General features: G+C 43.0%; 12 protein-coding genes. 8 read left to right on the forward strand and 4 right to left on the reverse strand.

Annotation, left to right across the window (positions count from 1 at the left end):
- Positions 1 to 217 precede the first annotated feature (217 nt).
- Entirely contained in the window at positions 218 to 1105 is an 888-nt protein-coding gene (locus AC0YN6_RS21220) for an AraC family transcriptional regulator (RefSeq protein ID WP_475749294.1), read from the reverse strand.
- Between the two features lie 167 nt (positions 1106 to 1272).
- On the opposite strand from AC0YN6_RS21220, the gene AC0YN6_RS21225 reads away from it, so the two are divergent.
- From AC0YN6_RS21225 to AC0YN6_RS21235, 3 genes are all read left to right on the forward strand, one after another.
- Complete coding sequence (locus AC0YN6_RS21225; protein WP_475749295.1) at positions 1273 to 2103, forward strand: phytanoyl-CoA dioxygenase family protein; 831 nt, start codon at positions 1273 to 1275, stop codon at positions 2101 to 2103.
- 99 nt (positions 2104 to 2202) lie between these two features.
- Positions 2203 to 2415, forward strand: a complete 213-nt coding sequence (locus AC0YN6_RS21230) for a hypothetical protein (protein ID WP_475749296.1) — start codon at positions 2203 to 2205, stop codon at positions 2413 to 2415.
- On the forward strand, positions 2416 to 2805 hold the full coding sequence (locus AC0YN6_RS21235; protein WP_475749297.1) for a hypothetical protein: 390 nt from the start codon (positions 2416 to 2418) through the stop codon (positions 2803 to 2805).
- 512 nt (positions 2806 to 3317) lie between these two features.
- Here AC0YN6_RS21235 and AC0YN6_RS21240 read toward each other — a convergent pair.
- Positions 3318 to 4151 (reverse strand): phytanoyl-CoA dioxygenase family protein, encoded by an 834-nt coding sequence (locus AC0YN6_RS21240; protein WP_475749298.1) that lies wholly within the window; start codon positions 4149 to 4151, stop codon positions 3318 to 3320.
- A 114-nt stretch (positions 4152 to 4265) separates the two neighbouring features.
- On the opposite strand from AC0YN6_RS21240, the gene AC0YN6_RS21245 reads away from it, so the two are divergent.
- The 4 genes from AC0YN6_RS21245 to AC0YN6_RS21260 all read left to right on the forward strand — a co-directional run bounded on the left by AC0YN6_RS21245 (position 4266) and on the right by AC0YN6_RS21260 (position 6800).
- Positions 4266 to 5129: an AraC family transcriptional regulator gene (locus tag AC0YN6_RS21245; protein WP_475749300.1), complete on the forward strand. Its 864-nt coding sequence runs from the start codon at positions 4266 to 4268 to the stop codon at positions 5127 to 5129.
- 649 nt (positions 5130 to 5778) lie between these two features.
- Entirely contained in the window at positions 5779 to 5970 is a 192-nt protein-coding gene (locus AC0YN6_RS21250) for a hypothetical protein (RefSeq protein ID WP_475749301.1), read from the forward strand.
- A 212-nt stretch (positions 5971 to 6182) separates the two neighbouring features.
- Positions 6183 to 6521, forward strand: a complete 339-nt coding sequence (locus AC0YN6_RS21255) for a hypothetical protein (RefSeq protein ID WP_475749302.1) — start codon at positions 6183 to 6185, stop codon at positions 6519 to 6521.
- A 45-nt stretch (positions 6522 to 6566) separates the two neighbouring features.
- A complete protein-coding gene (locus AC0YN6_RS21260) occupies positions 6567 to 6800 on the forward strand; it encodes an iron chelate uptake ABC transporter family permease subunit (protein ID WP_475749374.1) in 234 nt (77 codons plus the stop codon).
- Between the two features lie 181 nt (positions 6801 to 6981).
- Here the strand turns inward: AC0YN6_RS21260 and AC0YN6_RS21265 are convergent, their stop codons facing one another.
- Together AC0YN6_RS21265 and AC0YN6_RS21270 are read right to left on the reverse strand one after the other, a co-directional pair.
- Complete coding sequence (locus AC0YN6_RS21265; RefSeq protein ID WP_475749304.1) at positions 6982 to 8799, reverse strand: cache domain-containing sensor histidine kinase; 1818 nt, start codon at positions 8797 to 8799, stop codon at positions 6982 to 6984.
- Between the two features lie 4 nt (positions 8800 to 8803).
- Positions 8804 to 10459, reverse strand: coding sequence for a response regulator transcription factor (locus AC0YN6_RS21270; RefSeq protein ID WP_475749305.1), 1656 nt, complete (start codon positions 10457 to 10459; stop codon positions 8804 to 8806).
- 213 nt (positions 10460 to 10672) lie between these two features.
- Between AC0YN6_RS21270 and AC0YN6_RS21275 the strand changes: the two genes are divergently transcribed.
- Positions 10673 to 12067, forward strand: coding sequence for an ABC transporter substrate-binding protein (locus tag AC0YN6_RS21275; protein WP_475749306.1), 1395 nt, complete (start codon positions 10673 to 10675; stop codon positions 12065 to 12067).
- Positions 12068 to 12086: the final 19 nt, after the last annotated feature.

Below are 12086 nucleotides of genomic sequence, written 5' to 3' on the forward strand. Positions count from 1 at the left end.
TCTACATTCAAAATTTTATAAGCGGCCCGATTGAGTGTGGTTTTTTAACAATTGTAGCATCCATGTGACAGCACCTTATCCGGGACATCGACATTTCATATCTATTATTCTTATTTTGAGGGAGGTATGTCCAGAATGAAAGAATTGATAGACTCTGATTTTGACCCTCTAAGTGAGAGCCGAGAATCGATGATGATAATTGGTTCAAACTTACGACCTAACCGAAACTATTACCATTTTTGTGCCTGAAGCTTTCCGGTGTACAGCCCACATGCTTTTTAAACGTTTGATGAAAGTAAGAAACACTGCTATATCCACAGGTATCTGCGATATAAGATACGGTAAGCTCCGTTTGAATAAGCAGCTCTTTGGCTTTGATGATTCGTTTTGCTCCCAAATAGGCAGGCAGGGTAAAACCGGTAACTTGTTTGAAAACCCTGCTGAAGTGCTCCGGACTTACCAGCGCCTGGGAGGCTAGAAGATTCAAGGTAAGCGGTGTTTTCAAGAAATGATCATTGATGTACATAAGCACTTCTTTCAGCCAAATCTCACTTTTGGTAAGCTTACCCATGGTTAGAGAAGTGTCTTTATGGTTCTGTCCGCGGTTGACTTCAAGCAAAACTCGATGCAGCAGGATCATTGCCGCATGCCGGCCTCCACTTCGCCCACTATGCAATTCCTCATTGATTTCATCCAGCAAAGATTCGCAACGACTTAATTCATTTTCCGATAGGGTATGCCGGTAGCCTGTGTTATCTGTTTTTCTTTCGAATGGCTGCAATAGCGTAAATACCTCTCCGAGGGAATGGGAGTGGATGAGGGAGGGGTGGAATAATATAACGCTGCAATCATAAGGATCAGGTTCAGATGGAAGAGGTTTATGAATGACATCCCCCGTAATGGTGTAAACATCCCCCTTTTTCATGGAATACCATTCCTTGTCAATAAAGAATGTGCCACCGCCTTCATGCACGAATACGATTTCATACCAGTCATGAAAATGATAAAAGTTCACTTTGTGCGCAGGATTACCCCTCATATGATAGAACCAAACAAATGGAAATATAGGATCGTATGAATGCTCTTCTCTAATGATGTTATGCATATAATACCTCTTCCTTCATAGAGATTTTTGATTGCCATGATTATAACAAAATAATCAAGAAAAGATCAAAAAAACACACAAGTATCTTAATATAACTAATCTTGCTGCCATTCGAAATAGTTATAATAACCATTACAAGCTGCAATTCATAATAGGAGGAGATCCACATGCAAAATGCTCAAAAACAACCGTTGCCGGAGTTAGCGTCGAATTACGATATTTCCATGGAGCAAGTCCGGCATTTTGAGAAAACAGGCCATATTTGTTTAAGAGAGGTAGCTTCTTTGGAGGAAGTTACGGCTTACAGAAAAGTAATTGGACAAATTGTTCAGCAAAGCGCGATACAAGCCGATCCAATCTCAAAACGAAATACGTATGGGAAAGCATTCATACAAGTTATGAACATATGGGAGCGCTCGGAAGAAGTAAAGAAATTTTCATTTGCCCGCAGATTTGCTAAGATTGCTGCAGAGCTTATGGGTGTTGATGGGGTGCGGATGTACCACGATCAGGCTCTGTACAAGGAACCCGGCGGTGGTCACACACCTTGGCATCAGGATCAGGTGCTTTGGCCGATTGATGAGAAGATGATTACGATGTGGATGCCTTTGGTTGATATCTCTGAGGAGATAGGCTCCATGACTTTCGCGTCAGGTAGCCAGAAGCTTGGATATGCCGCAGATTTATCAATCAACGATGAATCCCACACCACATTGAGAGACCTGATCAAAGCCAAAGCAATTGAGACCGTCACATACGGTGCTATGGCTGCCGGAGATGCTACCTTTCATAATGGATGGACGATGCACACCGCCCCCGGCAATCCGACAGACCGAACACGCGAAGTAATGACCATCATTTATGTAGCCGATGGGACCAGAGTAGCCCAGACGGTAAAAACAAGGCCACGCCAGAGTGATTTGGCAACTTGGATTCCTGGTGCAAAGCCCGGGGATTTGATCGAAAGTCACCTAAACCCAATTATTTACAAAAAATAATAAAAAAAAAACGGCTTCCTTCCCGCCACTGAGGCGATGGGCCTTGTGGTGTATCCACTATCAAAAGCATCTATTGAATTTCGGGGAAGAAACGCATACATGTGGTTTCTCGTTTTTACGATGCTGTTCAGCGGAGGGCACATTCCGTGGTACTTAACGATCCGCTCGCTTCATCTGCTTGATACGATGTGGGCGCTTTTACTTCCTGGAGCCGTACCCGTGTTTAGTGTGATCCTTGTTATGAACTTTTTCCGCAGCATCCCGAAGGAATTGGACGAGGCGGGTCTGATGGACGGAGCAGGACCCAGGTAAATGCAGTTAAGAGTCTATTTACCGCTATCGGTTCCGTCGCTTGCTACTGTGACGCTCTTCAGCATCGTTAATCATTGGAATTCTTTCTTCGACGGACTAATTCTGATGAATAAACCCGAGCATTATCCGCTGCAAACGTACATTCAGCAACTTGTCGTGCAAATCAAACCGAAACTCTCGACCTCGATCAAATCAAACACTGCAAGCAGCGAAAGTGTTCGTTTCGATGATTCCGATAGGTTGTCTATCCTTTCCTACAAAGATACTTTATCAGCGGGATCATGCTCGGATCGGCGAAGGAGTGATGCGCGTTCCCGATCGTCTACCTATGAATTAATCACAAAGTTACCACCAGTTTTACGCTTGCAGGAAGGTCCAAATAGAATCTGACATCAATGAGTTCTGGGTGGAGTTTCCGTATGTTGAATCACTCAATAACAAATTGTGTTGCCTGCTGAAGTGGCCCTAATAATTCCTGAAGCAATTAGACAAGGGTGGAAACCTAGAGAAAAAGGAGCGTTATTAAGTTTCAAAATGTCTGGAAACAAGCTCGGGTCGTTAAACTAACGGTGAACGTTAGCTCAATAAAACATCGGCAGTCTAGGACTTTATTTTCTTGTCCACGGCTACCGCTGTTTTTATAGTTGGGGCAAGTCTAATACCTTCATGAAGAACTTCCAGCCGACCTTGTAACTTTTGATTATTTTGTACATGTTTAGATTAGCATTTGTAGTCAAACTTTGTGGAAGGAAGATGGTTGAGGGGGGAACCTGTAAAACCGATGAGAGTTATCACTAATGGACATTGACGCTGTATTTTTTTAAGTAACTATTACATTAATCGGTGACCGAGCAGTACCTGTTTAGGTAGGGGGCTAGTCGCCCCCTCCTACTCGATTTCAGTTACACTCTTGAGAATAGAAGCGGGAAAAACTCGTTGTCGTATTTCTGTCCGCTATACGGACGGGGCCCAAGTAACTTGACGTTGGTATGTTGCTGTTCGTTTTCCTGGTAAGCTGTATTTCCAGGCATGAGATGGGCTACAAGCGATAGCCGCGGATCAGCCGTATGATTCGGTCCGCTGCCGTGAAACGTAAGCGCGTGATGGAAGCTTGCTTGACCGGCTTTCATGATGCAGGGCTCCTCGACCCACTTCCTATTCTCCGTTGCGAATTTATCACGCAGTATATCCAGATTTTGCTCGAAGAATGTATTGCTGTCTTTGATTAATCCCCACTTATGAGAACCGAGGATCGTCATCATTCCGCCATTCGTCAAATCCGTATCCTGGAGCGCAATCCACACCGTCATCATATTTGTCGTGTTGGAGCTTCCCCAGTAGCCGTAATCCTGATGCCATCCAACATTTCCGACATTCGATACTTGTCCGTTGAGACCGGGCTTATATAATACTTGGTCATGCCACAGCCGGATCGAATCTTCCCCCAATAAATCTGCCGTGATTTCACCTAATAACGGGTTCGTCACAATCTCGTGAACGGTATCGTTAATCCACCAGCCGTTATCAAGCTTGCGCAGCTTGGGGTTTTCTTGGGTGTAAGGAGTGAAATTGTGATAGAGAGGCGATCCTTCCCTATCCCAATCACCAGCCCATATGCGCTCATGCGCCTCGCGAAGCTGGGCGATTTCTTCGTCTGTAAGTAACTTCGGGCTAATCCAATACCCGTCTCGGTTAAATACATCTTTGTCTTCCTGCGTAACTTTAATGTGATCCATCGTCTGTTGCCTCCTCGATTGGTTGGAATTCATGGAATTCATCTTGAATTATCCCAATCATAATCGGTTGAAAGCGCGTTGACGTTCGGAAAATTGAAGAGTAATATTTTGTACATGAAAATAAATAATGAACAAATCCATTCCATGCGATGGGGACGAAACGGCGCAGATTTTGGAGTACCGGAATTGGAGTCGATAGGCTTCGACCATTTAAAGAAGGCGTTAACACTTACGGAGCATTATCATGAAAACTGTTATGAATTCGTAATAATTGAGAAAGGAAGGGCCAGCTGGGGCGTAGGCGAAGATATATATGAGACGCGGACAGGGGAAGTGTTCTATACCCTCCCGAATGAGAAGCATCGCGGATCATTCAATGTAATAGAGCCATGCAGATTGTGGTGGATTATTCTCAATATACAACAACGCGATGAAGACGGAAGATGGCTAGGTTTAAGCAGATCGGAAGAATTAAGTTTGCTTCATCTGTTACAGAATGTTCGGCGTGTAACTCAACTGGGGATACAAGCTGCCCGAAGCGCGCGTCGAATAAAGCAAACGATGGAACATGGCAGTAATCTCCCTGCCTTAAACATTCGGCTGGCGCTCTTGGAGCTGCTGTTAAGCCTCACCGATTTTCGCGAACGCAAAGAGCTTTCCCCTGAATTGATTCAAAGCATGGATCTCATCCTGCGCGAAATGACGATAAGGCCAGAATGGAACCCGCGGCTGCATGAATTGGCGGCGATCGCTAACGTAAGTCCATCATATTTTCATCATATATTTCAAGAGCACACGGGACTTACGCCTAAAGGCTACATGGAATACATTAAAATATCGGAAGCGACGAAACTGTTGAAGGATACGGAGATGTCTGTCACAGAGATCGCATTGCGGCTTGGCTACAGCTCATCACAGCATTTTGCCACCGCTTTCGGAAGAGCGATAGGTCAAACACCCACGCAGTGGAGAGGGTGAATTTGCTGTCTGCATGTTCGCAACCCTATTTATAAAAAACGGTTAATAATCAGAATAGATTTGTGGGAGTAGTTTCGATGATCTGGTTGCAAGGAGTAGTTTACTTCAGGCGGTATTACAGGGCATGGCTCAATATAAAAAAAGGGGACGAATAACTTGGAGAGCAGATTAACTCCTAAACAACAAAAACGACAGCAAGAGCGTGAGATTATTGATGAGTATCATAAATTTGTAACTGAGCAAGCTCTAGAACCCTTGTATCAATCTTTTTGGAATGGAAATCAGGGTCTTTGCCTTATTTCGAACTAACTGAGCTAATCCATGTATTCCATAAAAAGAATCAGGAGATCTACAAGGATTTTACATACACAGATCATAAAGACATCCTTCTACTTGCAAAAATGAAATTGGGCCGATTAACTGAGGAGGATATTAATGATAATAAGTGGCTACTGGAACGATGGGGGTTTGAAGATAAAACCTAAATTATAATAAGCTAGACAGAAAAGTCTCCCTCGGACCAACATAAACGTCAGCTACAGGGGGAACAGATAGCGAGACTCTATTAGAACTAGAGCCAGGTCTTTTAAATGCTTCATGGGATTGGGGCAACGGTGATTGGGAAACTGCACTTGGTGCTGCTGCACATATGGGAAGAAAGGATATTGCAAATTATTTACTTACTGCAATGTTAGATAAGGTCGAAATTGTAAAAGCAATAATCTCTGATAACTCTGCCTTAAAACATAGTTTAGGACCTCATCAAATCCCGTTAATTAATCATGCCGAAACAGGCGAAGCAACAGCTGTAGTTAGTTTTCTCAAGTCAATAGAAAATTGAGACCTATTAAAAACTAACGTGACACGTTGGTTAAACACAAATGGAGCAGTTGCAGTCGGCAGCAGCTCCATTTTTTATTACTTTAATTGGGAGTTAAGATAAATAAGGAGTGCAACCATAAGCTTATCTTAGGCGTCTGTTTTTAAAACCAGTAAAGGAAAATAGTGAGGGGAAACGTTAAAAAAATCCAAATCACGGATTGGGGTGGTCTCATGCATTTAGAATTGGAAGAGGGAACATGGACACTTTTTATCACTTGTATTTCGATCATTTTTCTTTTAAGCGCAATTTTTTTAATAAGAATGTCGATTATTCATAAAACAAAAGCTTTTGTATGGATAATCTTTTCCACTATCTTTCAAACTGGAGCACTAGTACTTGGACTAACATTATTTCCGCAGGATAATGAATTAGGAACTATGCTGTCAGAGGAAAACTCTTTGAATCTTGGAATGATTGGTCTAACGTGGGCAGCAAGTATGCTATTTCTCCTTATTGGAATTTGGCAAATAATCGCTAAGCTCTCAAATAAGAAAAAAGATAATGCTTAAGCTACGTTTAGTAAAACAGCAGGTTTAAGTTAACCGGTTATTCCGCTGTCTGTCATGTTTTCCAGATCGGCCGACGTGCTGGAGCTTGGCGACGAGACGGCTTCAGGACTAGGAGTAAGGGTGCAGCTGCATCGCTTTGGCATGATGGCTATAAGCGTTGCCTTGGCTGGCTCGGCAGTCGCGTTTGCGGGAGGAATCGGCGAACCGAGTCTCTGCCGCCACCTTATGGGAGAATACAGAAGTCAATTTATATTGGCTGCACGAGAAGAGGATCGGTGAAGAAGCCAGTCCGATTCAGCAATTGCGCATCCAGGAGGATTACAACTATTTGCTGTCGGCACCGGGTGTTAATCGAAAAACTACGACACAAAACTGTTTTTTAAGCAGTTTTGTGTCAACGCACAAGTCACTCACGAATAGAGTGGCTTTTTTTATCTAGTCGTGAAGGGGATCCGAGCCTTCAATGAAGGTAGTTCGCCGGAAGACGGATAGTAATCGTCGTTCCTTCCCCAAGCTGACTGTCGATGCTTATGCCGTATTGCTCCCCGAAGTAAAACAGAATGCGATCATGTACATTTTTGATTCCAATATGTTCCTCGTCCAGTGTATCCGATGGTTGATATAGTCGCCTGCGGAGCTCTTTAATCTTCTCTTCACTCATACCAACACCGTTATCCTTAATCATAATCAATATATCGCTTCCTGATCTAGTGGAGGATACCTCGAGCAAGCCGGGTCCGCTGCGGCACTCTAATCCATGTACAATGGCGTTTTCTATTAAAGGCTGCATCGAAAAATGCATAACTTGAATACTCTCGCTATTCGCTGCCAATCGTTCGACATACTGAATTTTATCTCCAAAGCGCAATTGTTGTATTTTTACATATAGACGTATATGCTCAAGCTCTTCCTGAAGTGTAACGGTCTCCTTGCCAGATTGAATATGAACCCGGAATAATCGTCCGACAATCCCAACCATCTCGCCGATATCACGTTGTCCATTTATGACTGCTTTCATCTGAATGGATTCGAGTACATTGGCAAGGAAATGAGGGTTGATCTGGCTCTTTAGAGCGCCAAACTGCGCTACCTTTTGCTGAGCTTTTGCCATAGAGGTTCGCTCGATATAATTCTGCAAGTCTTCGACCATTTTGCGAATGCCTTGATAGAGAACGCCGAATTCATCTTGACGGTCACTGCTTAAATCAACGTCAAATTTCCCCATACCGACCATTTTGACCTGCCTGCTTAAGAGGATAATAGGTTTCGTTACACGCTCCGATAAGATGTACATGAACAATATAGCAGTGCCAAGCGAAAGGATGGCTAGCGTTAAAATAATTTTGCCGAGAAACGCTGCCTGCTTCGTCATTTCTTTCTCTCCAATATACTGAATGACCTTCCAATCGGAATAAGAGGAGGTCACAAAGTTAATATACGATTTGGTATCGTCAACATCCGCATAAAAGCTTCCTGAGTCTTTGTTTAGAAAAGTACGAAGCACTTTATCCCTTATCGGAAGTGTGTGGGCGGTGGCCGTAAGATCGGTATCCGAATTGTAAATGACGCCGCCCTTATCGTCGATAATAATAAAATTGCGTTCGCTCGTTTCTGAAAGTTTCAAGATTTCCCGCAGCGAATCAAGCCTAATATCAATGAGCATGACCCCTAAAGGTTGTTTGCTGCCGACTTTGTTGATGACCCTTGCGATTGAAATGACCAGCTCTTTGGAATTGGTTCGGTGGAAGGGGATATGGCTGCCAAATAGAATGATTCCCCCTTTTTTTTGCTGCGTCTGCAAATACCAATCTTCTTTAGTGAAATCCTTGAAGTCGTAATCGGCTCGGTTAAAATTTGCGGAATAAAAGACGCGGGAGCCAGCATAGATCTGGACGCTATCGACATTCTTGATCGTCATCTCAATAGCGCTTATGAAATGCTCAATGGTGTTTCCATACTGAATACTCTGATCATTCCCGCTGCTATCCTTATTGTTCGTCCAATGCTCAAGCGCAGCTTGAAGCTGGCTATCCATTTGCGCATTGAGCGTGCCTTTCTCGATGCTTTGAAGGTACTGGTCGATATTGAAGGATAGATTATTGAGAATGAGATTAGAGCTGCTTTGATATTCATTTTTGACCGCTTGATTTGAAAAGATATAGATAATGGCCGATATAGCAAGCAACGGAATGGTGATCGTCAGGACCATAAGGACAAAAATTTGATGATTAACATGCTTCATGCGATAGGAGTAGACGGGCCTACGTAATTTGTTCACAGCTTCACCATCCTGATTGCTTTCTATAGTCAGTTGGCGTCATATTCGTCATGCTTCTGAATGTTTTTACGAAATGCTTATAACTCTTATATCCGCACATCGTGCAAACATCAGTCACCAAATACTCTGGTTTCTTCAAACATTCCTGTGCAAATTCCATGCGAATTTCGGTGACGAAGCGCATGTAGTTTTTATCTAATTTACGTTTAAACAGACGACTTAAATAGGATGGATTATAGAAGAAGCGGTCTGCAACCATTTGCAGTGTCACCTCTTGATCGATATGCTGCCTGATAAACGCTTCGATATGTTCAAAGATGATCGCATCCTGTTGGTGATGCTGCGTTATACCTTCTGTATAAACGATACCCAAATGAACCATCCACCTGCCCAGCCAGTCGAAGAGGGCTCTGAGCGTTGGAAAATCATCCACAAACGTAAGGTTCAATAGCTTTTCGCTGTATACACCTTCAATGTGAATCCCATTTTTATTGGCAAATCGAATAATTACACTGATCATTTCCTGCAAAAACGCGAGCCATTTGTCAGGTGAGGAATAGGTTGTTTTACTCAAAATATCTTGGGTAAAACGCTGCAACAGCACCTCTGTCTCCGTCTTATTTCCACTTTCGAGACAGGCGATGATTCGTTTTCTATCATTCTCATCCAGCTGGAAAATCGCTGCTTTAGAAGATGGTGAGGTTTCACTGAGCTGATCGGCGATAAATAAAGAGCGATCTGTTTTGTAAAATCGCTGATACAATGATTTACCGGTATGATGAAGCAGCTTATTAAGCTCGGATAAATGAGTCGTTTGCGTGCCTATCACCATAAATAGTTGATATTCGTTACTGGCGGTTTTCAGCATATGATCCAGTTGGCTGTGGGCATGCTCCGCAAGCAGAATACCGTTATCGCTATCTTCTGTTGCTGCCATAACAAATATTCCATAAAGCTTGGATTTATAGGTGTATGTAAAAATATGATGCGGGGTAGGAACAGAAACTAGCGGCTCTACCATTTCTGACACAAAGGATTCCGCTTGCTGTCTGCCCCATCTGCTTGACTTAGAATGCGCTTCCAAAATAGGTAACCAAGTCAGCACAAATGGTTGATAGATGTAAGTGACACTCTTAAATGCACAAAGAACCTCGATCATAGATTGGTCTATTGCAGCATGCTCATCTTCCAGCAGGTGCTTCACGAGCTCACTCCCTTTGAGCTTCCAGCTTTGCTTCATTTCTTGTTCCATAGTAGAACGACTTTGGATTTCAAGACGTTTTTTCTTAAGCATACTCATGCAATTTTGCAATGTTGTAAGGCTTTCCTCGTATTCCAAAGGCTTGAGCAAAAAGGCGTGGACACCGCCGACCTGAATCGCCCTCTGGGCATATTCAAAATCATTAAATCCTGTCAGAATGATAAATACAGTATCAGGCAGTACCATACGGATTTGCTCAATCATCTGAAGTCCATCCATCACTGGCATACGGATATCGGTTATGACCAAATCGGGCACTTCCCTGAGTGCGACTTCAAGCCCTTCCATTCCGTTCTCAGCTTCAATAATGGAATGGACCTCAAGCTCCTCCCAAGAAAAATAATGTTTAAGACCGAGGCGTATAATGGGTTCATCCTCAACAATCATTAGTTTGTACATGATAGTCCCTCCAGAAGGTAAATACCTATTTTGGATTTCACTAAATGATGTAATGAATTATAACATTACCTCTGGACATGTAGTAGGAACATGTCAGAAAACGACCATGAATGTAAAGTGAGAGGGATTCTTCTAAATTTACAAATGTTTTATGATTAACGCAAGGAATAAAACGCTAACAACTATTCCGAAAACAAAATGGGGGGCATTTAAATGAGTGTTATGAAAAAAGGACTTATGACGATAGCAGGTGTCGCTTTGCTAGGCATGCAGCTCGCTGCATGTGGGAACACGAACACGAACACGAATTCGAATAACGAGCCTAGTAGTAACGCTGGTAATACAAAACCAGTTGCAACCGAGACTGCCGCTAAGCCAGTCGAGATAACATGGTGGAACTTCCCAACCTTCCAAGCGCTTGACGGTGAAGTCGGTAAATACGAGAAAGAAATTATTGCAGCCTTTAATGAGAAAAACCCAGAAATTAAAGTAAACCTTGAAATGATTACTTTTGAAGGCGGCCCTGAGAAGCTGAATGTCGCAATCGCTTCCAACACAGCCCCTGACGTTATCTATGATGCACCTGGACGAATTATTGACTGGGGCAAAAAGGATTTGCTTGCACCGTTAAATGATTTGGTAACGGATGAAGTGAAAAACGATATTGCACCAGCTTTCTGGAAGCAATCGAGTGTAGGCGATGAAATATATATGTATCCGATTAATACCGCGCCGTTCATGATGGCTGTCAATAAGACGATATTCGAGAAAATCGGTGCGCTAGACCTGCTTCCACTGGAAAAGGAAGATAGAACATGGACGTTTGAAGAGTATAAGAAAGCGCTTCAGGCTGTTAAAGAAAAAGCGCCGGAAGTCATTCCTACCGGATTTTTTGCAAAAAGCCAAGCAGGAGATCAAGGGACACGCGCTTATATCGCTAACCTTGGTAATTCCAGATTTTTGAATGAGGACAATTCCGCAGTTGCCATTAACACAGAGGATGCTGCTAAAGCGCTCGACTGGATTGTGCAAGCTACAAAGGATAAAGTAAGCGTTGCAGGTTCGGCTTCACTTGCTGCCGCTGATGTGAATGATTTGTTCCTGCAAGGGAAACTAGCTTTTACACTTAACTATTCTGCTGTTCTTAAAGCGCAAAACGTTTCTAAAAAAATGGTTGAATTTGAAGATATTTTACTTCCTTTCCCTACATTAGATGGATCTGAGCCTAAGCTTGAGCCGTATCTAGGCGGCATGGCCATATTCAACAATGGTGATGAGGATAAAATTGCAGCATCGAAAAAATTGATTGATTTTATCGCTAACGACGAGGTATATGGCAAGAAAAACTTGATTCAAACGGGTGGATTGTCCGTACGCAATTCCATTACAGGGCTATATAACGATCCCGAGTACACCTATGCTGAATATGCACGTAAATTTACGACTGATGCGCCAACAATTGCTGACGGCTATGCCGAAATCCGTACATTCTGGTTCCCTGAATTGCAAAACGCACTGATTGGCGGAGCAACAGGCAAAGAAGCTTTGGATAGCTTTGCGAAAAAAGCAGACGAAGCGATTGCGAAAGCAAAAGCAGCAGCTAAATAAATTATAAAGAACAAGGCGG

The sequence above is a fragment of the Paenibacillus sp. J22P15 genome (assembly GCF_056269345.1).